Annotated in this window: 20 protein-coding genes; 11 read left to right on the plus strand and 9 right to left on the minus strand. The window is 67.1% G+C overall.

Annotated elements, in window-relative coordinates:
• Positions 1–74: 74 nt before the first annotated feature.
• The 4 genes from trmA to J0A90_RS04285 all read right to left on the minus strand — a co-directional run bounded on the left by trmA (position 75) and on the right by J0A90_RS04285 (position 3,747).
• Positions 75–1,199 (minus strand): tRNA (uridine(54)-C5)-methyltransferase TrmA, encoded by a 1,125-nt coding sequence (gene trmA / locus J0A90_RS04270; RefSeq protein WP_207030940.1) that lies wholly within the window; start codon positions 1,197–1,199, stop codon positions 75–77.
• A 142-nt stretch (positions 1,200–1,341) separates the two neighbouring features.
• Positions 1,342–2,196: a glutamate racemase gene (gene murI / locus J0A90_RS04275; protein ID WP_233076481.1), complete on the minus strand. Its 855-nt coding sequence runs from the start codon at positions 2,194–2,196 to the stop codon at positions 1,342–1,344.
• Positions 2,189–3,088: a LysR family transcriptional regulator gene (locus J0A90_RS04280; protein ID WP_207030943.1), complete on the minus strand. Its 900-nt coding sequence runs from the start codon at positions 3,086–3,088 to the stop codon at positions 2,189–2,191. Before J0A90_RS04280 ends, murI begins: the two co-directional genes overlap by 8 nt.
• A 110-nt stretch (positions 3,089–3,198) precedes the next feature.
• Entirely contained in the window at positions 3,199–3,747 is a 549-nt protein-coding gene (locus J0A90_RS04285; RefSeq protein WP_207031218.1) for a hemerythrin domain-containing protein, read from the minus strand.
• 357 nt (positions 3,748–4,104) lie between these two features.
• Here J0A90_RS04285 and J0A90_RS04290 point away from each other — a divergent pair, with 357 nt between their 5' ends.
• Entirely contained in the window at positions 4,105–5,436 is a 1,332-nt protein-coding gene (locus J0A90_RS04290; protein ID WP_207030946.1) for a replication-associated recombination protein A, read from the plus strand.
• Between the two features lie 339 nt (positions 5,437–5,775).
• Here J0A90_RS04290 and lolA read toward each other — a convergent pair whose 3' ends face one another.
• The 3 genes from lolA to J0A90_RS04310 form a co-directional block, all read right to left on the minus strand.
• Positions 5,776–6,420, minus strand: coding sequence for an outer membrane lipoprotein chaperone LolA (gene lolA, locus J0A90_RS04295; protein ID WP_207030948.1), 645 nt, complete (start codon positions 6,418–6,420; stop codon positions 5,776–5,778).
• 55 nt (positions 6,421–6,475) lie between these two features.
• Positions 6,476–10,219: a DNA translocase FtsK gene (locus tag J0A90_RS04300; RefSeq protein ID WP_304617738.1), complete on the minus strand. Its 3,744-nt coding sequence runs from the start codon at positions 10,217–10,219 to the stop codon at positions 6,476–6,478.
• 204 nt (positions 10,220–10,423) lie between these two features.
• On the minus strand, positions 10,424–12,433 hold the full coding sequence (locus J0A90_RS04310; protein WP_207030966.1) for a methyl-accepting chemotaxis protein: 2,010 nt from the start codon (positions 12,431–12,433) through the stop codon (positions 10,424–10,426).
• 162 nt (positions 12,434–12,595) lie between these two features.
• Here J0A90_RS04310 and aat point away from each other — a divergent pair, with 162 nt between their 5' ends.
• The 3 genes from aat (at position 12,596) to infA (ending at position 14,433) form a co-directional block, all read left to right on the plus strand.
• Complete coding sequence (gene aat / locus J0A90_RS04315) at positions 12,596–13,288, plus strand: leucyl/phenylalanyl-tRNA--protein transferase (protein WP_207030969.1); 693 nt, start codon at positions 12,596–12,598, stop codon at positions 13,286–13,288.
• A complete protein-coding gene (locus tag J0A90_RS04320; RefSeq protein WP_233076483.1) occupies positions 13,285–14,049 on the plus strand; it encodes an arginyltransferase in 765 nt (254 codons plus the stop codon). The genes aat and J0A90_RS04320 overlap by 4 nt, the downstream gene beginning before the upstream one ends.
• Before the next feature lie 165 nt (positions 14,050–14,214).
• The gene (infA, locus tag J0A90_RS04325) at positions 14,215–14,433 is read left to right on the plus strand and encodes a translation initiation factor IF-1 (protein ID WP_013332816.1); all 219 of its coding nucleotides are present in this window, start codon (positions 14,215–14,217) and stop codon (positions 14,431–14,433) included.
• A gap of 255 nt (positions 14,434–14,688) precedes the next feature.
• On the opposite strand, the gene clpA is transcribed toward infA, so the two are convergent.
• Both clpA and clpS read right to left on the minus strand, forming a co-directional pair.
• The gene (clpA, locus tag J0A90_RS04330) at positions 14,689–16,953 is read right to left on the minus strand and encodes an ATP-dependent Clp protease ATP-binding subunit ClpA (protein ID WP_207030971.1); all 2,265 of its coding nucleotides are present in this window, start codon (positions 16,951–16,953) and stop codon (positions 14,689–14,691) included.
• Between the two features lie 113 nt (positions 16,954–17,066).
• Positions 17,067–17,396 carry an ATP-dependent Clp protease adapter ClpS gene (clpS, locus tag J0A90_RS04335; protein WP_285950070.1) on the minus strand — a complete coding sequence of 110 codons (330 nt, stop codon included), beginning with the start codon at positions 17,394–17,396 and terminating at the stop codon, positions 17,067–17,069.
• Positions 17,397–17,809: 413 nt separating this feature from the next.
• Between clpS and J0A90_RS04340 the strand changes: the two genes are divergently transcribed.
• The 7 genes from J0A90_RS04340 (at position 17,810) to J0A90_RS04370 (ending at position 24,292) form a co-directional block, all read left to right on the plus strand.
• Positions 17,810–18,400: a pseudouridine synthase gene (locus J0A90_RS04340; protein ID WP_207030974.1), complete on the plus strand. Its 591-nt coding sequence runs from the start codon at positions 17,810–17,812 to the stop codon at positions 18,398–18,400.
• Positions 18,401–18,524: 124 nt separating this feature from the next.
• The gene (locus tag J0A90_RS04345; RefSeq protein WP_035473198.1) at positions 18,525–18,974 is read left to right on the plus strand and encodes an NUDIX domain-containing protein; all 450 of its coding nucleotides are present in this window, start codon (positions 18,525–18,527) and stop codon (positions 18,972–18,974) included.
• A gap of 209 nt (positions 18,975–19,183) precedes the next feature.
• Positions 19,184–20,371, plus strand: coding sequence for a tRNA 2-thiouridine(34) synthase MnmA (gene mnmA / locus J0A90_RS04350; RefSeq protein ID WP_207030976.1), 1,188 nt, complete (start codon positions 19,184–19,186; stop codon positions 20,369–20,371).
• On the plus strand, positions 20,368–21,012 hold the full coding sequence (gene hflD, locus J0A90_RS04355; RefSeq protein ID WP_207030977.1) for a high frequency lysogenization protein HflD: 645 nt from the start codon (positions 20,368–20,370) through the stop codon (positions 21,010–21,012). Before mnmA ends, hflD begins: the two co-directional genes overlap by 4 nt.
• A gap of 79 nt (positions 21,013–21,091) precedes the next feature.
• Complete coding sequence (gene purB / locus J0A90_RS04360; protein WP_207031220.1) at positions 21,092–22,465, plus strand: adenylosuccinate lyase; 1,374 nt, start codon at positions 21,092–21,094, stop codon at positions 22,463–22,465.
• A gap of 29 nt (positions 22,466–22,494) precedes the next feature.
• A complete protein-coding gene (locus tag J0A90_RS04365) occupies positions 22,495–23,685 on the plus strand; it encodes a cupin domain-containing protein (RefSeq protein WP_207030979.1) in 1,191 nt (396 codons plus the stop codon).
• A 139-nt stretch (positions 23,686–23,824) separates the two neighbouring features.
• Positions 23,825–24,292, plus strand: a complete 468-nt coding sequence (locus tag J0A90_RS04370) for a glycine zipper 2TM domain-containing protein (protein WP_207030981.1) — start codon at positions 23,825–23,827, stop codon at positions 24,290–24,292.
• Positions 24,293–24,356: the final 64 nt, after the last annotated feature.

The following is a 24,356-nucleotide window of genomic DNA, read 5'->3' on the forward strand; positions in this document are numbered from 1 at the left end:
TGAAGCTTCGTTATGGCGCATGTCGCTTACGCATCATGACACCCGCCATACGACGCCGGTGCGACTTGACAAATTCAGGCCGTCTCGCGGCGCTCGAGCACGACCCCGCACTCGCAGTGGTCGGTCCAGGGAAACTGGTCGAACAGCGCCATCCGCGTGATCCGATGCGTCTGGGTGAGCTGCGCCAGATTGACCGCCAAACTGTCGGGGTTGCAGGAAATATAGACGATTCGCGGGTACTCCATCAGCGGCGCACAGCTGGCGGCATCGAGTCCGGCCCGCGGTGGGTCGACCAGCACGGTGGAGAAGTCGCACTCATCGAGCGCCATCGCCGCCACCCGGCGCCCCTGCTTCTCGCCGGCCAGAGCCTGAGCGAACTCCTCCGCCGACATCCGCGCCACATGCACGTTGTCGATGCCGTTGGCGGCGAGGTTGGCCTGGGCCGAGGCGACCGAGGTCCGCGAGATCTCGGTGGCGACCACGCGGCGGAAGTTCTCCGCCAGCGCCACGGTGAAGTTGCCGTTGCCGCAGTAGAGCTCGACCAGATCGCCTGCGCTGTGGCGCGTGGCATCCCGCGCCCAGCCGAGCATGGCGCGGCAGATCTCGGCGTTGGGCTGGGTAAAGCTGTTCTCCACCTGCTGATAGTGGAACTCGCGCCCTTCGACCGTCAGGCGCTCCCACACGTGATCACGCTCGAGCACCAGGCGCTGCTTGCGCGAGCGCCCGATCAGCGCCACCCCCAGCGTCGCCTGCAGCTCGCGGGCACGCTGCTCCCACTCGGCATCCAGCGGCTTGTGGTAGATCAGCGTCACCAGCGCCTCACCGCTGAGGGTGGTCAGAAACTCGACCTGGAACAGCTTGCGCCGCAGCGTGGTGTCGTCGCGAATGGCGTCCAGCAGCTGGGGCATCAGCGCATTGATGCGCTCGCCGGCGACCGGGAAACGATCGACCCGGACCACCTTCTGGGCCACCCGCCCCTTATGCAGCGGCGCGTCCGGGTCGGGTTCGAACATGGCGTAGTAGAGATCGTCCCCCTCGTGCCAGAGGCGGAACTCCGCGCGCATGCGGTAGTGCATCGGCGGCGAGGCGAAGACCTCCAGCGGCGGCGGGTCGAAAGCGGCGAACTGCTGCTCGATCCGCGCGCGCTTGGCCGCGAGCTGGGCGTCATAGCGCGCCGGGTCGATGGTGGTGATGACCACGAAAAACTCCTCAATCGATAGCGGAAATAGGGAAGCGCTGAATAAATCGGCGAGCGGGATGAAGCGCAAGGCGCACGGAGCACAGAAGGCGAGACATAACATGGGGTTAGGCGAGTCTTCGAGCACCGCGCAACGCAGCGATTCACTCGCGCAGGCATTTATGCAGTGCTTCCTTAGCAGTGTCTGCGGGCACCATAGCGACCGTCGGCAGCGCCCGCGGCGGGGCGAAGCCGAACCCGGCCAGCGCCGTGGCCAGCCCGCTGGCGTCAGCGCCGGTCGCCCAGCTGGCGCCGGTCGTCGCCGCCGGCGGGGTGGCCGCCGGCGCAGCCAGGGGCGCGACACCCAGCACCTGCCCCAGGCGGCGTGCAATCGCGGCCCCCGAATCGATCCAGCGGATCGGCCGTGGCGCCTGCGCTTCGAGCTCGGCGCGCAGCAGCGGAAAGTGGGTACACCCCAGCACCACGGTATCCAGGGTCGGCTCCCGCCACAGCGGCATCAGCGCCGCGGCCAGCGCCTCGCGGTCGAGCTCGCCCCCGGCCAGCTTGCGCTCGGCGGCGACCACCAAGGTGTCCGCGGCGACGCCGACGAGCCGGCAGTCGGCGGCGAAATCGGCCACCAGCCGCTGCAGATAGGAGCGCTTGAGGGTGGCGCTGGTCGCCAGCACGCCAATCACCCGCGAGCGGCTGACCTCCCCGGCGGTCTTGATCGCCGGCACCGTGCCCACCACCGGGATCGTCAGCCGCGCGCGCAGCGCCTCCAGCGCCAGCGTACTGGCGGTGTTGCAGGCGATCACCAGCGCCCGCGGTCGGCTCTCGGCACAGGCCGCCAGGCAGACCTCGACGGTCCGTGCCACCAGCCAAGCATCCGGCTTGGTGCCATAGGGCAAGGCGGCGTTGTCGCAGACATAGTCGAGGCCGAGCTGGGGCAGCCAACGGCGGATCTCGGCGCTCACCGAGAGCCCGCCGACACCGGAGTCGAAGATCAGCGCATCACGCATGGGTCGGGCTCCCGGCGAAGTGGGTCAATAGCGTTTCGATCAGCGCGCGCAGGCGCGCCGGCATGAAGTCACGCTCGGCGTAGAGCAGATGCACGTCGAGCGCAGGAATCGGAAACGTCTCGAGCAGACGCACCAGGCGCCCTGCAGCCACCTCGGGCTCACCCAGGAAGGCGGGCTTGACCACCAACCCCATGCCCAGCGCTGCGGCCTGGACCAGCGCGCGCCCGTTGTTGCACGCAAGCGCCGGGCGAAAACGCACCCGCTGCGGCTCGCCGTCGACCTCGAAGGTCCACTGCGGCCCCTGACGTGCCAGCGTGTAATGGAGGCAGCGGTGGTGCTTGAGCGCCTGCGGATGATCGGGGGTGCCGTGACGGCGCAGGTAGTCGGGGGCGCCGTACAGGTAGCAAGGCATGCGCATCAGTGGGCGGGCGATCAGACTCGAATCCTCGAGCGCCCCAATCCGCACCACCAGATCGTAATCCTCGGCCAGCAGGTCGACGTGGCGATCCTCGAGCACCAGCTCAAGGGTGACCGCGGGGTGCGCCTGCTCGAAGGCGTCGAGCGCCACCATCAGCGCCTGAGCGCCGAAATCCATGGGTGCCGACAAGCGCAGGCGTCCGCGAATCTCGCCGCGCTGCTCGCCCAGCCCCGCCTCCAGTTCGTCGAGCTCGTCGAGCAGCCGTGCGGTGGTGGTCAGATAGCGCTCGCCCTCCGCCGTCAGTTGCAGCCGTCGCGTGGTACGGGCGAGCAGGCGCACCCCGAGACTCTCCTCGAGACGCGCTATCTGCTTGCTGACCATGGCGTTGGATACGCCCAGCCGGCGGGCGCCGCCGGCAAAGCTGCCGGCCTCGACCACGGCCCGGAATACCTGCATCGCCTGTAGCCGATCCATCCCGGCTCCCTCTGACACTGTCGGGCGCCCATTCTACGCAAAGCGACGACGATCGCGCAGTGCGATCGTCGTCGAAGGAGAGCGCAGTGCGGGCCGGTGGCCCGCCACCGTCAGGATTCGAGGGGCGAAGGCGCGTCGCGGAATTCGGAATAGAGCTCCGGGTAGGCCTCCTGCAGGCGCGAGAGTTCGGACTCCGCCTGGGGCGGCATCTCGGCGGCCAGACGCGCCAGGTCATCATCGTCGAAGTGCTCGCGAATCAGCGGGAACAGCTCCTCGCGCTCGGCGCGCAGATAGCCGCGGTGGGCGTCGAGATAGGCGCGCAGATCCTTGGCGAACTTGTCCATCGGCATCACTCCATCCATCAGGATCATGTCGATGTCGTTGGAGAGCCGCATCAGTTGCTCGTGCAGATGCTGGTAGTCCTCCGCCAGCCGTGCGAATAGCGCATCGGTGTCGCTGGCCCGGCTGGAGAGTTGCTCGCGGCAAATGCGCTCCAAGGGAATGGTGAAGCCGCTCATGTAGTCGAGAATATAGTCCACCACCTCCCGAATCAGGCGAAAGTTGGGGCGTTCACCATCGGCGAGCGTCTTGTGCTTGAGCTGCAGCACGTGGAGCAGACGCGCCATGTTGGCGTGATCCTGGCGCAGTTGGGTCAGCATGGGCATGGGAGTTCTCCTGTCCGTGCGGCGGCTATGGCGACGAGCGTGAAGCGGCGAGACTGACAACCAGCGTGCCGAGACCTCGGATTTTTCGTTCAGATCCTAGTGTAGCGGCACTCGAAGGCCAGCGTGTAGTGTCTTGGCCGGCCATACTGTGTCGGGGCGCACTTGGGTAGAATCGACCTTGGGCCGTTCACACTGCCAGGACGCCACCTGGTATGGCGCGGGCGTGCCGACGCGACCGGCCCCGACTGTCTTACCCTAGCGGGTTTGGAAGAGAAAGCCCTACGCCTTAAGTCGCGATTGGCGTAGTGAAATGTACCCGCTCGTTGCTGAGCGCAAACCGGAAGTACGCCGATGGACCTCTTTGCCGATAGCGCCCCCCAGGACAATGTGCCGCTCGCCTACCGCATGCGGCCAAAAAGTCTCGACGACTATGTTGGCCAGGAAGCGCTGGTCGGCCCCGGCAAGCCACTGCGGCGCATGGCCGAGAGCGGCAGCGTGCGCTCGATGATCCTGTGGGGCCCACCGGGGGTGGGCAAGACCACCCTCGCCGACATCCTCGCCGAGGCCTCAAGCTCACGACTCGAAAAGCTCTCGGCGGTGATGGCCGGGGTCAAGGAGATCCGCGCCGCGGTGGAGCGGGCCCAGGAGGCGCGGCTGCGCGAGCGTCAGACGCTGCTGTTTCTCGATGAGATACACCGCCTCAACAAGAGCCAGCAGGACGCCCTGCTGCCGCACGTGGAGTCGGGCCTGTTGACGCTGATTGGCGCCACCACCGAAAACCCCTCGTTCGAGGTCAACTCCGCGCTGCTGTCGCGGGCTCGGGTCTACGTACTCAAGGCACTCGACGAGCAGGCGCTGATCAGGGTGATCAAGCGCGCCCTGGGCGACGCCGAGCGTGGCCTCGGCCAGCGCGACATCCGCGCCAGCGACGAAGCACTGGCGATCCTCGCCCGCGCCGCGGCGGGGGATGCCCGGCGCGCCCTGGGTCTGCTCGAGACCGCCTGCGACTTCACCGGTCGTGACGAGCATGGCGAGACGCTGGAACGTGACGCCGTGGTCGAGGTGATCGGCCATCAGGCGGCGGCCTTCGACAAGCAGGGCGAGCATTATTACGATCTGCTCTCGGCGATCCACAAGTCGATACGCTCATCACGCCCTGACGCCGCGCTGCTCTACATGGCGCAGTTCATGCGCGGTGGCGGCGATCCGCTCGACGTGGTGCGCCGGCTCACGGCGATCGCCTCGGAGGACGTCGGCAACGCCGACCCGCGCGCCCTGCCGCTGGTGATCGCCGCCTGGGACGCCTACCTGCGCCTGGGCGACTACGAAGGCCAGCGCGCCATCGCCCACGCCGCCATCCATCTCGCCACCGCGCCCAAGAGCAACCGGGTCGATCAGGCCTGGGCCCAGGCCAAGGCATTCGTGGCCGAGCATGCCGATCTCGAGGTCCCGGTCTATCTGCGCAACGCGCCGACCCAATTGATGGCCTCACTGGGCTACGGCGAGGGCTACCGCTACGCCCATAGCGAGCCCAACGGCTACCCCGCCGGCAGCGCCCACGACTGCTGGCCAGCAGCGTTGCCCAAAGCCAATTTCTACGTGCCCAGTGAATTCGGTCAGGAGAAGCGCTACCAGCAGATGCAGGCGTGGCGTGACGAGCTCGACCGTGAGGCCGACCGTTAGGGAAACGCTGCATAAATGCCTGCGCTAGCGAATCGCTGCGTTGCGTGGTACTGGTGCGCCAGCCCGGTCGAACACTCGCCTAACCCCATGTTATGTCTCGTGTGACGCGTTGCCTTCGGCAACTTGCCCTGAGGGGCCGCCCTACGGGCGTTCTCTACGCGTTGCTTCGAGTCTGCGTTCCATGCGCCTTGCGCTTCATCTCGCTCGTCGATTTATTCAGCGTTTCCTTAGGCTTGAGAGGGTATTTGCACAATGCCTGCGCTCGGCCATACGGCGGCAGTGGATCAAACATGGGCGCAGCGGCGAGCAAGCGGCCCGGGGGACGGGCCGCAACGAAGCTCAGGGGGAGGCGGGTGACTGCTCGCGGATGACGTCGGCGCCGGCGGGAATCTCGAAGCGGAACTTGGCCGGGTCGATGCTGCCGTTGACCTCGGCGTCGTCGAACTTGATCGCGGTGCGCTGGCCGGTGCTGTCGGTCATCTGCAGCATGCCCAGCTTCTCGCTGTAGAAGGTCAGCTTGAGCTGCTCGAACAGGGTGTCGTTGGCCTTGGGCTTGAGCGTGAAGGTCTCGCCGGTGCCCTGCTGCTGGCCCGTCACCTCATAGTTCTGCGCCAGCTCCGAGGCGCTGCCGGAGAGCAGCAGCGCCGGGGTGTGGGTGACGCGGTCGTCGAGCGGCTGGATCGTGGCCTGCTCGAGGTCGGGGTCGTAGAGCGTCACCTCCTGGCCGTTGGAGACCACGATCTGGCGATAGGGCTCGTTGACCTCCCAGCGGAAGTGACCGGGCCGCGACAGCCACATATGGCCACTGGTGTCCTGCAGGCTGGAGCCCGAGGCGTCCAGGATCTGCTGATTGAAATCCGCCGAGTAGGTCTTGAGCGGTTCGAGCAGCCGGGTCAGGCGGTCGACCGAGGCCGGGTCGGCGTGTGCCGCCTGGGTCGCCAGCAGCAGCACGCCGGCTGCGGCCAGGCTCTTCATCATACGCATGGGCATTCCTTGTCTGAGTGCAGAGAACATGATCCTTGGACAGCGGGATGGCGGCTCAGTTGCCCACCGGTGGCGGCGCCAGCACTTCGCGCGAGCCGTTGTTGCCCATCGACGAGACGACGCCGGCCTGCTCCATCGCCTCCACCAGCCGCGCGGCGCGGTTGTAGCCGATCTTGAAGCGACGCTGGACCGCCGAGATCGAGGCGCGCCGGCTCTCGGTGACGAACTGCACCGCCTCGTCGTAGAGCGCATCCTGTTCGGCGTCTTCGCCGTCGCCACCTTCGGCCTCGAGCCCGGCCAGGGCATCGGCGGAGACGCCACCGGAGAGGATCTCCTCGATATACTCCGGCTCACCGCGCCGCTTCCAGTCCTCGACGATGCGGTGGACCTCGTCGTCGTCGACGAAGGCGCCGTGGACACGCTGCGGCATCCCTGCCCCCGCCGGCAGATAGAGCATGTCGCCATGGCCGAGCAGGTTTTCGGCACCGCCCTGGTCGAGAATGGTGCGCGAATCGATCTTCGACGACACCTGGAACGCCATGCGGGTGGGGATGTTGGCCTTGATCAGCCCGGTGACCACGTCCACCGACGGCCGCTGGGTAGCGAGAATCAGGTGGATACCCGCGGCGCGCGCCTTCTGCGCCAGCCGCGCGATCAGCTCCTCGACCTTCTTGCCGACGATCATGAACATGTCGGCGAATTCGTCGATCACCACCACGATATAGGGCAGCTTGGCCAGCGTCGGCGGCTGCTGGTGCATCTCCCACGGCTGTGGCTCCCACAGCGGGTCCTGGACCTGGGCGCCGTGGCGCTCGGCCTCGTCGAGCTTGGCGTTGAAACCGGCGATGTTGCGCACACCCATGGCCGCCATCAGCTTGTAGCGCCGCTCCATCTCGGCCACGCACCAGCGCAGCGCGTTGGCCGCTTCCTTCATGTCGGTGACCACCGGGGCCAGCAGATGCGGAATGCCGTCGTAGACCGACAGCTCGAGCATCTTGGGGTCGACCATGATCATGCGCACTTCGTCAGGGGTCGCCTTGAGCAGCATCGACACCAGCATGGTGTTGATCCCCACCGACTTGCCCGAACCGGTGGTGCCGGCCACCAGCAGGTGCGGCATCTTGTTGAGGTTGGCCACCACCGGCTTGCCGCCGATATCCTGGCCCAGCGCCAGGGTCACCGGCGAGTCGGCCTGCTGATAGACGTCGGAGTCGAGCACCTGGCGAATGCGGATCATCGCCCGGTTCGGGTTGGGAATCTCGATCCCCACCGTGGGCTTGCCGGGAATGACCTCGACCACGCGCACGCTCTTGACCATCAGCGAGCGTGCCAGGTCCTTGGCCAGATTGCTGATCTTGGAGACCTTGACCCCGGCCGCGGGACGAATCTCGAAGCGCGTGATCACCGGCCCCGGCCAAGTCTCGACCACCTCGGCCTTGACCCCATACTCACGCAGACGCATTTCCAGCAGCTCGGCCATGTCGGCGAGCTGTTCGGGCGTGTAGTTGGGCTGCTCCGGGTCGGCCGGCGTGGTCAGCCGGATCGATGGCAGCTCGCCAGTGGGTTCGGGCATGTCATCGAACGCCGGACGCTGGCTCTGCAGATGCTCGACGGTCCACAGCGTCGGTTGATCATCCGCCGCCGCCCGCGCCTGCTCGGCGGTAGCCATATCGCCGCGCGGTGCCGGTGCCGGTGCCGGTGCCGGTGCCGGTGCCGGTGCGTCGGCATGATACCTGGCCGCGTCCTCGCTGCTGTCGGCAGCCTCGTCCCAATCCGCTTCTTCGGAATCGCCACGACACGGCGCCAGGGCGTTATCGGCGCCATCGGCGCCATCGGCGTGAATGCTGGCAGCGCTTCCCGGCGGCAGCGGCGAGCGCTCGACCGGTGCATCACGCTCCTCGGCTTGCGGCTCATCGGCCTGCGTCTCTGCGTGCACGTCATCGAGCCCCCAATGCGTGGGCTCGCGCCGGGTCGGCGCGACAAAGCGCGACTCGTCCGCACCGCCGCGCGCCCAGTCGAGGCTCGGTTCACGCGCCCCGGCGTCAGGCAGATCGCTGCCCAGGCCAGCCGCGAACGCGCCCAGCGTCGGCTCGGCGGGCCCGGGGCGTGCCGAGGCACCGCGGGTACCATCCTCATCGCGGCGCGGCATCTCGGCGCCGCTGCCATCAGAACCGCTTTCATTGGCGGCGCGGGCATGGCGCCAGCCGGCCGGCGCCTCGTGGCGCTCGGCGCGCAGCCCCCAGTGCGCGGTGGGGGTCTCGTCCTCCGCCGCGGAGAGCCGGCCGCTGTCGGCCGGCTCGCCACGGGGGTCTGCCATCTCGGCGCCTGTCTCGCTGGCAGTTGGGTGATCACCGGTCTCCGCGCCGCTTTCCTCGGGCGCCATCGACGACGCCTGGAACGCTTCGGGGATACGCCGGCGGGTGACATCGGCACGGAACGGCGTACGCACGGCGTCCTCATGCGGGATTTCTCGAGTCGGCGACGCCGCCTGCGGCTTCGACGCATCCGCGGTCGGGCTATCCGGTGCGGGCTCGCGCGAGGTCAATGTGGGCTCGCGTGGGGCTAGCGTCGGCTCGCGCGGGGCCAATGTCGGCTCACGCGGATTCAGACTGGGTTCACGCGGAGAGTCCTCGCGGCGTCGCGGCGGCGGTGTGGCCGAGCGCGCGGGCCGCCATTCGGTCTCGCTGCGGGGCGCAGAGGCGGCACCAGCCGGCGGGCGCTCGTGCAGCGTCGGCTCGCGCGCCTCTTCACGCTGCTGGCGGCTGGCATAGGCGGCCTCGGGCTGCTTGGCCGAGGGCGTGCGCTCGGGCACCTCCCAGGGGATATCGGTGCTGCCGTCGTGGCGCCAGCGTGACTGACGCTGCCCGCTGCCGGACTCGCCACCCGCCCCTTCCCACGCCGGCTCCGGCTGCAGCGCTGCGCCCAGCGAGGGCTCTTCGTCCCACTGCTCGAGATCCGGCGCGCGCTGCCACGGCAACCAGCGCGACCACCAGCGCGGCTTGTCCACCGCGGTAGTGGGCGCTTCGTCGACGCCGTCGCTCTCCTCGGCTGGGCTCTGCTCATGCTCGATCTGCTCACGCTCGACCTGTTCGCGTTCGGCCCGCTGCTCGGCGCGACGGTTGGCGCGCACCTCGCGGCGCTCGGCGCTGTGCGCTCGCAGCCACTGGAACAGGCGATGGCAAGAGCTGCCCAGCTCGTCCATCACGGTCAGCCAGGACATGCCGGTGAACAGGGTGAAACCGCACATGAAGGCGGCGATGGCGATCAGGGTGGTGCCATGCACGCCGACCAGCTGCGACAGCCCACCGGCGATGCCCATGCCGAGAATACCGCCCGCCTGGTTGGGCAGATCGCTGGCGGGGTTATAGAAATGCAGGTCACCCAGCGTGGTGGTGCTCATCAACAGCAGCACCAGGCCACCGGTGTGCACGGCGAGTGCGACCGGGTCCCAGGCGATCTGGACCTGGTGCTGGCGCATGATGCGCCACGCCGCCAGACCGAACATGCCCGGCCACCACAGCGCACTGGCGCCGAACAGCGAATAGAGGACATCGGAGAGCCAGGCCCCGATCTGGCCCATCCAGTTGGCGATATCCTGGTCGGGCCCGCTATGCGACCAACCAGGATCGCCGGGGTGATAGCTGAACAGCGCCAGCAGCAGGAACACACAGATCGCGAGCAGCAGAATCACGGCGCCTTCGCGGGTCACGCCCTGGAGCTGCATGATCACACGGCGTGCCTGTTCCTTGGCTTGCGCAGATGAACGACGGCCCTTCTTGGCCGAACTCTTGGCACTCAAACGCTCAACCCCCTCGCGCCTGCTTCCGGCAGGACGCCTCAACGGCCGCGTTCCCGTGGGCTTGCCGTGGCGCCCGGGTCGGCGGCGATGAACCACCGGCCCGCGACGGCGGGCCGATTTCCTCGACCCGCCATCATACCGGGGCCCGCGTCGACATCACAGGGGGGCGCCGCACCCGGCACGAGTGCGGCGCCGGGGGTGGGGTCAGGCCGGCGTGTGTCCCGGCAACGCCGGGGTATCAGCCGCATCCAGCGCGGAGTCATCGCTGCCACCGCCCTCACGCAGCCGGAACAGGGCCACGGTCTCGCTCAGGCGCCGGCTCTGCTCGCTCAGCTGCTGGGTCGAGCGGCTCGACTGACGCACTAGTGCGGCGTTGCTCTGCGTGGTCTCGTCGATCTGCGACACCGCGACGTTGATCTGCTCGATACCGTGGGACTGCTCTTCGGAGGCCAGGCGGATCTCGGCCATCAGCGTACTGATACGTTCGATCTGGGAGACGATCGCGGCGACCTGCTCGCCGGCTTCCGCGGCCTGCAGATTGCCGCTCTCGACCTCCTCCACCGTGCGCCCGATCAGCCCCTTGATCTCGCGCGCCGAGTTGGCGCAACGCTCGGCCAGGCTACGCACCTCCTGCGCCACCACCGCGAAGCCGCGCCCCTGTTCGCCGGCGCGGGCGGCCTCGACCGAGGCGTTGAGCGCCAGCAGGTTGGTCTGGAAGGCGATGCTGTCGATGACCCCGACGACGTCGGCGATCTGCTTGGCCATCTCGTCGATACGACGCATCGCCTCGACCGTCGAGTCGACCGTCTTCTGCGCATCCCCGGCGGCCTCAGCGGTACGGCTCGCCTGGGCGTCGCTCTCCTGGGCGCGCTCCGCATTCTGGCGCACGGTGGCGTTGAGCTGCTCGGTGCTGGCGGCGGTCTGCTCGAGACTCGAGGCCTGGGATTCGGTGCGCGCCGAGAGGTCTGCGTTGCCTGCAGCCAGCTCCTGGGTATGTCCGTCGGTCTCCTCGATCGCCGAGCGCACCTGGCGCACGATCCGCTCGAGGCCGTCGCCGATGCCGTTCATCGCCAGCACCAGTTGGCCGATCTCGTCACGTCGGCGGCTGTCGATACGCTGCGACAGGTCGCCCTCGGCGAGCGCCCGGGCAAGCTCGACCGTGCGCTGCATGGGCCGCGAGACCAGCCGTTTGAAGATGACGTAGAGCAGCAGGCTGAGCAGGATCGCGATCCCCACCGCGATCAGCAGGAAGCGGTCGCGGGCAGCCATCACTCCGGCGTTGATCTCGTCCATCGATACCGAGCCGGCGATGGTCCACTGCCAGTCCGGATAGCGGGTGAACGCCAGCAGCCGCTTCTCGCCATTCGCGGTATAGTCGAGCTCGCCGGAGGCTTTGTCGAACAGCGGCGCGAAGGCAGCGGCGCGCTCGCCCTGGCGCAAGTCGGTGCCCTCGTAGGGGCCACCCGCGAGCACTTGTCCTGCGCGCTTGCCACCCGCGGCGATCAGCATGGTATAGCCCTGCTGACCGATTTTCATGCCGCGAATCTGCGCTTTCACTTTCTCCATCTCGGCACTGATGTCGACCCCCACGAAGAGCGCGCCGATGACCTTGCCGTCGCCGTCGTGAATCGGCTGATACTTGGTGATGTAGGCGGTGCCGAACAGCGTGGCGAGGCCGGTATAGGGCTTGTCCGCCATCAGACTGGCATAGCTGCGCGAGCCGCGATCGAGCAGCGTGCCCATGGCGCGCTTGCCGTCGGCATCCTTGAGCGAGGTCGACACGCGCACGAAGTCGTCGCCATCACGGGCGAAGATGGTCGCCGGTGCGGTGGTCTGCTCGGTGAAGCGATCGAGCTTCCAGGTGTTGTCGTTGATCACCTCGAGCCCATCCTTGAGCATCGGGGTCTGGCGCCCGGCCACCTCGACCTGCTGATCGGGCAGCAGCACGAAGCGCCCCATGTACTGATCGGCGAAGATGTCGAGGAAGCGATTGGCCTGCTGCTGCAGGCTATAGTCGAAGAGCGATAGCATATCGGCGATGGATGCCTGTTGCGTCGCCAGTTCGTGCTCGGTGGCCTTGCGTAGTTGGCTACTGCTGGTCTGCGCCATGGCAACGGCCAGGCCCAGCAACACCACGACCTGAAGCAGGCCGACGATCAGCGCCAATTTGGTACCGATACCCGCATGGCGCAGCCGTTGTCGAATTGCCGCCATCGATTGTTCTACCTTGTCGTCAGAAAGATCGGAGTTGTCAGAGGATCACGATTGTCAGAGGATCAGGCGTCTTATCGGCAACGGATGCGCAAACCTTAACGTTCCCTGAATTCTCGCCAGGCGGTCGCAGCTCCGCGGCCGCAAGACCCACAGGAAGGCTGCATGCTGCGCTGGCTCCCCCCCGCCCCTATCGCGTTTCCCGATGTCTCGCAGGCACTCGACGAGCCCAACGGGCTGCTCGCCGCCGGCGGCGCGCTGACTCCGGAGTGGCTGCTGGCCGCTTACCGCCGCGGCATCTTCCCCTGGTATGGCGAGGGCGATCCGCTGCTGTGGTGGTCGCCTGCGCCGCGCATGGTGCTGTTTCCATCAGAGGTTCGTGTACGCCGCAGCCTGGCCAAGCGCCTGCGCAACGGTGGCTTCACCACCACCTTCGATCATGCCTTCGATGCGGTCATCGACGCCTGCGCGGCCGAGCGCGTGGGTAGTGGCGGCACCTGGATCGACGCCGAGATGGCCCTCGCCTACCGCCGCCTGCACGCACTGGGCCACGCCCACAGCGTCGAGACCTGGCGCCACGGCGAGCTGGTGGGCGGGCTCTACGGGATCGCGCTGGGCCAGGTCTTTTTCGGCGAATCGATGTTCAGTCGCTGCGCCGACGCGTCCAAGGTCGCGCTGGTGGCCCTCGCACGCTGTCTCGAGGCACACGGCTTCCCACTGATCGACTGCCAGATGCATACCGCGCACCTGGCCAGCATGGGCGCCCGGGAGATCGCCCGCGAGACGTTCATCGACTACCTTGAGAAGAGCGTGGACCAACCCACCCCAGCCGGCCTCTGGCCCTCGGAGCCCCCGTGAGCAGCGACAATGCGAACCGCAGCACAGCGCAGCGTCAGGCACGCGATCTCCGTTTCTTCCTGACGGTGCCGCACCCCTGCAGCTATCTCCCCGGCCGCGAAGCGACGACGCTATTCCTCGACCCGCAGGAGCCACCCACCGCGGATGTCTACGACGCCCTGACCCTGCTCGGCTTCAGGCGCAGCGGGGCCAACCTCTACCGACCCCATTGCGGTGCTTGCAGCGCCTGCGTCTCGGTGCGCATTCCGGTGGAAGATTTCTCCCCCTCGCGCACGCAACGCAAGCTGATACAGCGCAATCGCGACATCACCACGCGGCTGCGCCCCACGCTGTTCGACGAGCGCCACTACGCGCTCTACGCAAGCTACATCCGTGCCCGCCACGCCGATGGCGATATGTTTCCACCCAGCCGCGAGCAGTACCGGCAGTTTCTGACCCAGACCCAGCCATTCGCCAAGCTGCTCGAATTCTGGCTCGACGAACGGCTGATCGCGGTCGCCGCCACCGACCTGCTGGGCCATGGGCTGTCGGCGATCTACACCTTCTTCGATCCCGATCCGGCGCTGCAGCGCCGCTCGCTCGGCGTGTTCGCGGTGCTCAGCCAGATCGAACTGGCGCGCCGCCGGGGCCTACCCCACGTCTACCTGGGCTACTGGATTCGCGAGAGCCAGAAGATGCGCTACAAGCAGGCGTATCAGCCGCTGGAGTACCTCGACGGCGGCCGCTGGCAGCGACGAGTGCCGGCGACGGCATTGACCTGAGCCGCTTTTTGCCTTCGGCGTCGAGATGGCCCATAATATCGCGCACTTCAGAGGCCCGGGTCGGGCTCGTCGCTGACCGTGGATGGCACCGCTGCCGTTCGCGGTGGTGTGCGTCGACGGCCGACCGAGCGGTCCGCCAACCAATACCCAAGAGGGATCGCCTATATGGCACGAGAAGATCACATCGAAATGGAGGGTGTCGTCGTCGACACGCTGCCCAATACCATGTTCCGCGTCGAGCTGGAAAATGGCCACGTCGTCACTGCTCATATTTCCGGCAAGATGCGCAAGAACTACATCCGTATTTTGACCGGCGACAAGGTCAAGGTCGAACTGACCCCCTACGACCTCTCCAAGGGCCGCATCGTCTACCGCTCGCGCTGAGCCCTGCCCTTCGGCGCCGCTGACGGGAACGCGCTTCCCGCCTGTCTATCGCGCCCCGAGCCACCATTGTCACGGGCGTCAGCCGCCGCCAGCACCCAGAATCGAAAACGCCTCGCCATGTTGCCATGGCGAGGCGTTGTCGTTTCGAAGAGGTTGTGAATTCTGGACTTGGTCGTTTCGACGTTCTGGCGTATCGAGACCGCCCGTCGGGACACCGAGTGGCTGGCCGCGCGCCCAGCCACTCGGGCAACCCGATTAGGCCACTTCGGCCTCGGTCTCCAGCTGTAGCTCGTCGTTCTCCACGGTGACGTGGACCACGCCGCCGTTCTCGGCCAGATCGCCGAACAGGATCATCTCCGCCAGCGGCTTCTTGAGCTTCTCCTGGATCACGCGAGCCATCGGCCGCGCCCCCATCTCCGGATCGTAGCCCTTCTCCGCCAGCCAGCGACGGGCATCCTCGTCGACATCCAGCTGCACCCGCTTCTCGTCGAGCTGAGCCTGGAGCTCGACCAGGAACTTGTCGACCACGTTGCGCACGATCGACGGTTCGAGACCGTGGAACTGGATGATCCCGTCGAGGCGGTTGCGGAACTCCGGCGAGAAGGTCCGGCGGATCACCTCCATGCCATCGGTCGAGTGGTCCTGGGTCTGGAACCCGATCGAGCGACGCGAGATCTGCTCGGCACCGGCGTTCGAGGTCATGATGATGATCACGTGGCGGAAATCCGCCTCGCGGCCGTTGTTGTCGGTCAGACGGCCATGATCCATCACCTGCAGCAGCAGATTGAAGACTTCCGGGTGCGCCTTTTCGATCTCATCGAGCAGCAACACGCAGTGCGGCTGCTTGTTGATCGCCTCGGTCAGCAAACCGCCCTGGTCGTAACCGACATACCCGGGGGGCGCCCCGATCAGGCGCGACACGGTGTGGCGCTCCATGTACTCGGACATGTCGAAACGGACCAGCTCGATCCCCATGAGATGCGAGAGCTGACGCGCCACCTCGGTCTTGCCGACCCCGGTGGGGCCCGCGAACAGGAAGCTGCCGACCGGCTTGTCGGGCGACTTGAGCCCGGCCCGCGAAAGCTTGATCGCCGCCGAAAGACTGGTGATCGCCTCGTCCTGGCCGAACACCAGCATCTTGAGATCGCGCTCCAGATTGGAGAGCAGCTTGCGATCGGAGCTGGAGACGCTCTTCGGCGGAATCCGCGCGATCGACGCCACCACCGCCTCGACCTGGTCGACATCGATGGTCGCGACTCGCGCCTCGGGCGGCAGCAGCCGCTGATGCGCACCGGCTTCGTCGATGACGTCGATCGCCTTGTCCGGCAGGTGGCGGTCGTTGATGTAGCGATCCGCCAGCCGCGCCGCACTCTCCAGCGCGCCATCGGTGTACTTGAGCTGGTGGTGCTCCTCGAAGCGCCCGCGCAGCCCCTTGAGGATACGAATGGTGTCGTCCACAGAGGGCTCGGGCACGTCGACCTTCTGGAAGCGGCGAGCCAGGGCGCGGTCCTTCTCGAAGATACCGCGGAACTCCTGGAAGGTGGTCGAACCGATACAGCGCAGCTCACCCGAGGAGAGCAGCGGCTTGAGCAGGTTCGAGGCGTCCATGACCCCACCCGAGGCGGCGCCGGCGCCGATCACGGTATGGATCTCGTCGATGAACAGGATCGAGTTCTCCTGCTTGCGCAGCTCCGCCAGCAGCCCCTTGAGACGCTTCTCGAAGTCGCCGCGATATTTGGTGCCCGCCAGTAGCGCGCCCATGTCGAGGGAGTAGACCACCGCATCGGCGATCACATCGGGAACATCTTCCTCGACGATACGCTTGGCCAGACCTTCGGCGATGGCGGTCTTGCCGACGCCGGCCTCGCCCACCAGCAGCGGGTTGTTCTTACGCCGGCGCGCCAGGATCTGCACCACCCGCTCGAGCTCGTGATCGCGCCCGATCAGCGGGTCGATCTTGCCCAGACGGGCCTGCTCGTTGAGGTTGGTGGCGTAGCTGGTGAGCGGGTGCTGGCCATTCTCGGTAGCGGCCTCCTCGCCCTCTTCGGACTCCTGAGAAGGCTGCTGCGACTGGCCGTGGCCCGCCACCTTGGAGATGCCGTGAGCGATGTAGTTGACCGCGTCGACGCGGGCCACGCTCTGCTGCTTGAGGAAATAGACCGCCTGGCTCTCCTGCTCGGAGAAGATAGCGACCAGTACGTTGGCGCCGGTGACCTCGCTCTTGCCGGAGGACTGGACGTGGAATACTGCACGTTGCAGCACGCGCTGGAAGCCGAGCGTGGGCTGCGTTTCGCGATCGTCCTGATCCTCGGGGATCAGCGGCGTGGTGGAGTTGATGAAATCCTGCAGATCGGCACGCAGCTTCTCCAGATTCGCCCCACAGGCATTCAGCACGTCGGCTGCCGAAGCATTGTCGAGAAGCGCCAGCAGCAAGTGCTCCACGGTCATGAACTCGTGTCGCTTGGAGCGCGCCACGGTGAAGGCCGTGTTCAGGGTGAGTTCAAGTTCTTTACTCAACATGGCAGTCCCCTTTTAGCCACTGAGGGCGTCGGTCGGCACTTTCACAATCGGGCACAAACAGCGGTTTCGCAAGTCCCCGACGCATAAAGCGTCGCGGACCGCCCCACCACCCCCTACTCGACGGCATCCACATCACACAGGAGCGGATGTTCGCACTCGCGCGCATACTCGTTGACCAGATGACACTTGGTCTCCGCCACGTCGCGGGTGAAGATGCCGCAGGTCGCTTTCCCCTGGGTGTGCACGGCGAGCATGATCTGCACCGCCTTCTCACTGTCCATGGCGAAGAAACGCTGAAGTATCTCGACGACGAACTCCATCGGGGTGTAGTCGTCGTTGTAGAGTACGACCTTGTACATCGGCGGCGGCGCCAGCTTCGGCTCCGACGCCTGTTCGGCAACGTCTCCCTGCTCGTGGTGATCAGGGTCGGGAGGGCGCGTCATGCCGAGACGCGCCGGCTCCCCATGGGAATCGGACGACACGCTATCTACGATCTCTAACATGGTAAGGATGAATTCCTGAGTGCACGGACCGGGTTCGTCTACCGTTGCACGGGTATCGCGGCGGGTGCGTCTGGCGCCCTGCACCGGTACTCTGTGCAGCGTCGGCGACCTGGCCGCCTCGCACAGGTGCGAATCGAGCCGTGTATCAGTGGGGTATTGGATACCGTTGAAGACCCGAGGTTCCCTTGAAGATGCGGCCGATATCGCCATGATGCAAGCCCGAACAAAAAATAGTTAGCCGTGGGCTCTAACGCCAGCCCGACGGCGGCCACCACCTGCGCCCGGTCACTCGCCGGCCGCACTCTGTCACGCTGCCTGCCCACCTTTTCAGGAGTCGCCTCGACGCGAAATCCATGGGTCGAATCTACCTGCTGCACAAACCCTATCAGGTGCTCTGCCAGTTCACCGATGATCGCGGTCGCGCCACCCTGGCCGACCATCTGGCGGTGCCCGGCGTCTACGCCGCCGGCCGCCTCGACTACGACTCCGAGGGCCTACTGCTGCTCACCGACGACGGCGGCCTGATCCACCGCATCAGCGACCCGCGCCACAAGCTGGCCAAACGCTACTGGGTGCAGGTCGAGGGCGCGCCCGATGACGCCGCCCTGGCGGCGCTCGCCCGCGGCGTGACGCTCAAGGATGGCCCAACGCGGCCGGCCCGAGTTCGCCGGCTGGATGGCCCGCCGCCAGCGCCGCGCGACCCGCCGGTGCGCTTTCGCCGCGACATCCCCACCACCTGGCTGGAGATCGAGCTGCGCGAGGGGCGCAACCGCCAGGTACGCCGCATGACCGCCCATATCGGCTACCCGACGCTGCGCCTGGTGCGAGTGGCGATCGGCCCCTGGCAGTTGGGGGAGCTGGCTCCCGGGGCGTGGCGCAGTGAACGGCTCAACCTGCCGACGGCACCCGCTCCGGGCCGCGCGCGAACGCGCCGACGCCGCTGAGCGCAGCCTCGGGGAGGGCCGCACGGGCTGTGCCGCGACGCCAGACCCGGTATGATCGTAGTCAGCCCGGCCGCCAGAGTGCGCCGTGGAAGCGTTCGAGTGGGGAAGTGGGGAGAGAAATGACATGAATCGCTGGACACCACGCGTGACCGTGGCCGTCGTGGTGGAACGCGCCGGCCGTTATCTGATGGTCGAAGAGGATCGTGGCGGCCCGTTCAGCCTCTACAACCAGCCGGCCGGCCACCTCGAGCGCGGCGAGCGGCTGGTCTCCGCCGCCGAACGCGAAGTGCGCGAGGAAGCGGCCTGGCAGGTGGCGATCACCGACTATCTCGGCCTTTATGTCCATCATACCCAGGATGGCCTGACCTTCCATAGCCACGCCTTCCTGGGCCTACCGCTGGCGCATCTGGGCAACCCGCTCGACAAGGGAATCGTCAGCGCTCACTGGCTGACCTTCGACGAGATCGATGACCTCGAGCGCGCCCGCCGACTGCGCAGCCCGGTGGTGATGCAGCGCCTGCGTGACGTGCGCGAGGGCCGCCGCTTTCCGCTGGACGCGATTCGCGAACGCTGACGTCGGCCTCGCCAGACGCTCGTCGCCAAGTTTTCCCCGCCATACTCGCACCGCCATGCCCACGCCACCGGCAACCGAGCCGACAGCGCGGCGCACTCGATGCTGCCCCGCGCTTTCGGCTATAATCCCGGGTCATTTATTTCGCGGCCCGTGCCGGTGCCGGGGGTTGCGCCCCGCTCGCCACGGACCCTGTCGGCCAGAGATTCGCCATGACGCTTGCCACACCTCCATCCGAGACACCCGAGGGCCCGACCGCGACCGGCGCTACCACCGTGATCGTGGGCATGTCCGGTGGCGTCGACTCCTCGGTCACCGCGCTGCGCCTGCTCGAGCAGGGTTACCGCGTCGAGGGCCTGTTCATGAAGAACTGGGACGAGGACGACGGGACCGAATACTGCACCGCGATGGCGGATCTGGCCGATGCCCAGGCGGTCTGCGACAGCCTCGGCATCAAGCTGCACACGGCCAACTTCGCTGCCGAGTACTGGGACAACGTGTTCGAGCACTTTCTCGCCGAGTACCAGGCCGGACGCACACCCAATCCGGACATCCTGTGCAACCGCGAGATCAAGTTCAAAGTCTTCCTCGATTACGCCGAGATGCTCGGTGCCGATCTGATCGCCACCGGCCACTACGTGCGCCGGCGTCTCACTGCGGATGGCCATGCCGAGCTGCTCAAGGGCCGCGACGCCAACAAGGATCAGAGCTACTTCCTACACGCAGTGCCAGGCGCGGCGATCGCCAAGACGCTGTTCCCGGTGGGTGAACTCGAGAAGTCCGAGGTGCGTGCCCTGGCCGAGCGCCACGGCCTGGCCACCGCGCGCAAGAAGGATTCGACCGGCATCTGCTTCATCGGCGAACGCCGCTTCAGCGACTTCCTCAAGCAGTATCTGCCGGCCCAGCCGGGGCGTATCGAGACCCCCGAGGGTGAAGTGGTCGGCGAGCACATGGGCCTGATGTACTACACCCTGGGCCAGCGCCGCGGCCTGGGCATCGGCGGGCTCAAGGCGCACAGCGAAGATCCGTGGTTCGTCGCCGCCAAGGACCTCGCGCGCAATGTGCTGGTGGTGGTCCAGGGCGAGCATCCGCTGCTCTACAGCGACACCGCCTACTGCGAACCCGCCGCCTGGATCGCCGGCGCCCCGCCCAAGACCACGCGCCTGCGCGCCAAGACCCGCTACCGCCAGCAGGACGAACCCTGCGAGGTGCAGGTGCTCGACGATGGCGGCCTGGCGGTGCACTTCGACACCCCGCAGCGCGCGGTCACGCCGGGTCAGTCGCTGGTGCTCTACGCCGACGACGTCTGCCTCGGCGGTGCGGTGATCCGCGCCACCGCCACGACCGATGCCGGCGCGGTCGAGCCCACCTCACTCACAGGGAGCGCGCGTTCGGCATGAACCCAACGCCCATCCAGTCTGCCCCCCTGGGCGCCAGCGGCCGTCAGGCGCTGGCCCTCGCCGGGGTGTTCCAGGCCGCCACGGTGGTCGATCAGCTCGCGCGCACCGGCCACTGCGACGAACGCGCCTGGAACACGCTGGTGCGCGCCACGCTCGAGACCGACCCGCCCACCTTCGAGTCGATCTACGGCGGCCACCACAACAATCTGCGCCAGGGTATCGACACCCTGCTGGCGGTGATGTCGCGCCAGCAGGCGGACCCGGCGGTGATGCGCTACGGCTTCTCGATGGTGCTTTTGATGCAGAAGCTGCGCAAGAACCCGGCCATGATGCGCACCCTGGGCGAGCGCCTGGGGCGCATCCAGGGCCAGGCCGAGCACTTCGGCAACACCCACGACAACGTGATCGCCAGCCTCGGCGAGCTGTACCAGGAGACGCTCTCGACCTTCCGCTACCGCATCGTGGTGCAGGGCGAGCCGAGCCTGCTGCAGAGCCCGGGCATGCCCCCGCGCATTCGTACCGCGCTGCTCGGCGGCGTGCGCTTTGCCCTGCTGTGGCACCAGCAGGGTGGCCGGCGCTGGAGCCTGATCTTCCAGCGTGGCGCGCTCAAGCGTGCCCTGCGCGAGCTCGACGGCCACTGAGCGCGGACCGCCCGCGCCGCCTTTTCGCCTTTTCCAACGCGAGCCCATCGCTCGCGCGACGCTTCGGGAACCCAAGATGATCGAACTCTCTGCTCTCACCGCCCTCTCTCCCGTCGACGGCCGCTACGCCGACAAGACCGCCGCGCTGCGCCAGCACTTCAGCGAGTTCGGCCTGATCCGCGCCCGCGTCACCGTCGAGGTGCGCTGGCTACAGCGCTTGGCCGCGCATGACGGCATCAAGGAAGTGCCGGCGCTGTCAGCCGACGCCAGTGCCTGGCTCGACGCCATCGTCGCCAACTTCAGCGTCGAGGATGCCCAGCGCATCAAGGACATCGAGCGCACCACCAACCATGACGTCAAGGCGGTGGAATACTTCCTCAAGGAGCAGGTCGAGGACAACGCCGAACTCCACGCCGTCACCGAGTTCATCCACTTCGCCTGCACCAGCGAAGACATCAACAACCTGTCTCACGCCCTGATGCTGCGTGGCGGCCTGAAGGATGTGCTGCTGCCGGTGATGCACGAGGTCACCGACGCCATCGTCGCTCTGGCCCACAAGCATGCCGACCAGCCGATGCTCTCGCGCACCCACGGCCAGACGGCGAGCCCCACGACCCTGGGCAAGGAAATGGCCAACGTCGCCGCGCGTCTGCGTCGCCAGCTCCAGCAGATCGAGGCCGTCGAGCTGTTGGGCAAGATCAATGGCGCCGTGGGCAACTACAACGCTCACCTGGCGACCTACCCGAACATCGACTGGGCGGCCAATGCGGAGACCTTCGTCGCCGAACTGGGGCTGACCTTCAACCCCTACACCACCCAGATCGAGCCCCACGACTACATCGCCGAGCTGTTCGACGCGGTGTGTCGTTTCAACACCATCCTGATCGACTTCGATCGCGACGTCTGGGGCTACATCTCGCTGGGCTACTTCAAACAGCGCACGGTGGCCGGCGAAATCGGCTCATCGACCATGCCGCACAAGGTCAACCCGATCGACTTCGAGAACTCCGAGGGCAATCTGGGGATCGCCAACGCCGTGCTGACGCACCTGGCCCAGAAACTGCCGATTTCCCGCTGGCAGCGCGACCTGACCGACTCCACCGTGCTGCGTAACCTCGGCACCGGCCTGGCACAGGGCCTGATCGCCTACCAGGCGACGCTCAAGGGCATCAGCAAGCTCGAAGCCAACCCGGAACGCATCGACGCCGACCTGGACAACAGCTGGGAAGTGCTGGCCGAGCCCATCCAGACCGTGATGCGCCGCTACGGCATCGAAAAGCCCTACGAAAAGCTCAAGGAACTGACCCGCGGCAAGCGTATCGACCAGGCGGGCTTCGCCGCCTTCATCGACACCCTTGCGCTGCCGGACGAGGTCAAGCGCGAGCTCAAGGCGCTGACCCCGGGCACCTACACGGGCAACGCCGCCGCCCAGGCCAAGGCGCTGGGCGCCTGAGCGCGCCCGCCCCACCGCAGGAGGATGCCATGACCGTCGCCAATACCCCGCGCACGCTGCTGGGCGGCCTGACGCCCGCCCAGTTCCTGAGCCGCCACTGGCAGAAGTCGCCGCTGTTGATCCGCGGCGCACTGCCTGACTTCGTCTCGCCCCTGGATCCGGACGACCTCGCCGGCCTGGCCTGCGAACCCGAGGTCGAGTCGCGCCTGGTCGAGGAGCAGGGCCCGGACAAGGCGTGGCAGGTGAGCCAAGGCCCGTTCGACGACGCCACCTTCGCGCGCCTGCCCGAGAGCGGCTGGTCACTGCTGGTGCAGGCAGTCGACCACTACGTGCCCGAGGTCGCCGCACTGCTCGCCCAGTTCGACTTCCTGCCGCAGTGGCGGCTCGACGACATCATGGTCAGCTACGCCCCCAGCGGCGGCAGCGTCGGCCCGCATGTCGACCAGTACGATGTCTTCCTGCTGCAGGCCAGCGGACGACGCCACTGGCAGCTGGGCGGCAAGCCCGGCGACGATGCGCCGCTGATCGCCGGGATCGATCTGCGCATTCTCGACACCTTCGAGGTCCAGCCCGATCAGGACTGGGTCCTGGAACCCGGCGACATGCTCTACCTGCCGCCGGGCGTAGCCCATCACGGGGTCAGCGCCTCGGATGACTGCATGACCTTCTCGATCGGCTTTCGCGCGCCCTCGGTCGACGAGACAGTCACTGCCTTCGCCGACTACATCGGCGAGCAGCTCGGCGACAGCCAGCGCTACACCGATGCCGATCTGCAGCCGCCGCAGCACCCCGGTGAGCTGGACGACGCCGCGGTGGAGCGCGTGCGCGCGCTGCTGCTGGCCACCATCGATCGCCCGGATCAGATGGCGCAATGGTTCGGTCGCGCCATGACCCAGCCCAAGTATCTCGATCAGCTGGTACCCAGCGACAGCCCAAGCGATCCAGCCGAGGTGAAGGCAGCACTGACCGCCGGCAAGCACCTGCTGCATAGTCCCGGCTCACGCTTCGCCTGGCGGGGGCAGACGCCGACCCGGGCGACGCTGTTCGCCGACGGCGACGCCCTCGAGTGCGATCCGGCGCTGGCGCAACGCCTGTGCGAGGCCGAGCCCCTGGGCCAGGAGAGCCTGGACCACCCCGAGGCGGCCGTCGTGCTGGCCGCGCTGCTCGATGCCGGCAGCCTGTGCTGGGACGAGGATGAGGAAGACGACGAGGATGCGTGAGCGTGCAGCGGCGGCAAGTTCGTCGCAGGCCGCCTACACTAAGTCGGGCCGGCCGCGGCAGAAATGCTGGACGAGTTCGGAAACACTGTTTTAATATTCTTGGCACAACGCTATGTTGCTAGGTTCAGGAGGAGTGAACATGAAGAAACTGCTTATCCCCGCGCTGGCCATGAGCGTGCTGGCGCTGGCCGGCTGCGCCAACAACTCGACCTACTCGGGCGACGTCTACCGTGGCAATCAAGCCGAGACCGCACAGTCGGTCAGCTACGGCACCATTCAGTCGGTGCGCCCGGTACAGATCCAGGGTGGTAACGGCGAGAGCGTCCTGGGCAGCCTGGGCGGCGCGGTGATCGGCGGCCTCCTCGGCAACCAGGTGGGCGGTGGCTCCGGCAAGACCCTGGCCACCGCGGCGGGTGCGATCGGTGGCACCATCGCCGGCAGCAAGATCCAGCAGGCGACCGATCGCGTCGACGCCTACGAGCTGGAGATCCGCCAGGACAGCGGTCAGAACGTCGTGGTCGTGCAGAAGGCCGATCGCAACTGGCAGGTCGGCCAGCGCGTGCGCCTGATCGCCAGCGGCTCCAGCGTCAGCGTCGCCCCCTACTGACGCCTGCCGGCGGCGCGCTTCTGCGCGTTGATCTCAGGTCAGCGGCCACGAAACGGTGTCCTAC

Origin of the sequence: Salinicola sp. DM10 (genome assembly GCF_017306975.2) — a bacterium.
Lineage (GTDB): Bacteria > Pseudomonadota > Gammaproteobacteria > Pseudomonadales > Halomonadaceae > Salinicola.

Coding starts and splice junctions, on each gene's coding strand:
- murI (WP_233076481.1), bottom strand. CDS start 2,196: ATGCGTGATGCGCTGATCTTCGACTCCGGTGTCGGCGGGCTCTCGGTG.
- J0A90_RS04280 (WP_207030943.1), bottom strand. CDS start 3,088: ATGGATCGGCTACAGGCGATGCAGGTATTCCGGGCCGTGGTCGAGGCC.
- J0A90_RS04285 (WP_207031218.1), bottom strand. CDS start 3,747: ATGCTGACCCAACTGCGCCAGGATCACGCCAACATGGCGCGTCTGCTC.
- J0A90_RS04290 (WP_207030946.1), top strand. CDS start 4,105: ATGGACCTCTTTGCCGATAGCGCCCCCCAGGACAATGTGCCGCTCGCC.
- lolA (WP_207030948.1), bottom strand. CDS start 6,420: ATGCGTATGATGAAGAGCCTGGCCGCAGCCGGCGTGCTGCTGCTGGCG.
- J0A90_RS04310 (WP_207030966.1), bottom strand. CDS start 12,433: ATGGCGGCAATTCGACAACGGCTGCGCCATGCGGGTATCGGTACCAAA.
- aat (WP_207030969.1), top strand. CDS start 12,596: ATGCTGCGCTGGCTCCCCCCCGCCCCTATCGCGTTTCCCGATGTCTCG.
- infA (WP_013332816.1), top strand. CDS start 14,215: ATGGCACGAGAAGATCACATCGAAATGGAGGGTGTCGTCGTCGACACG.
- clpA (WP_207030971.1), bottom strand. CDS start 16,953: ATGTTGAGTAAAGAACTTGAACTCACCCTGAACACGGCCTTCACCGTG.
- clpS (WP_285950070.1), bottom strand. CDS start 17,396: ATGACGCGCCCTCCCGACCCTGATCACCACGAGCAGGGAGACGTTGCC.
- J0A90_RS04340 (WP_207030974.1), top strand. CDS start 17,810: ATGGGTCGAATCTACCTGCTGCACAAACCCTATCAGGTGCTCTGCCAG.
- J0A90_RS04345 (WP_035473198.1), top strand. CDS start 18,525: ATGAATCGCTGGACACCACGCGTGACCGTGGCCGTCGTGGTGGAACGC.
- mnmA (WP_207030976.1), top strand. CDS start 19,184: ATGACGCTTGCCACACCTCCATCCGAGACACCCGAGGGCCCGACCGCG.
- hflD (WP_207030977.1), top strand. CDS start 20,368: ATGAACCCAACGCCCATCCAGTCTGCCCCCCTGGGCGCCAGCGGCCGT.
- J0A90_RS04365 (WP_207030979.1), top strand. CDS start 22,495: ATGACCGTCGCCAATACCCCGCGCACGCTGCTGGGCGGCCTGACGCCC.
- J0A90_RS04370 (WP_207030981.1), top strand. CDS start 23,825: ATGAAGAAACTGCTTATCCCCGCGCTGGCCATGAGCGTGCTGGCGCTG.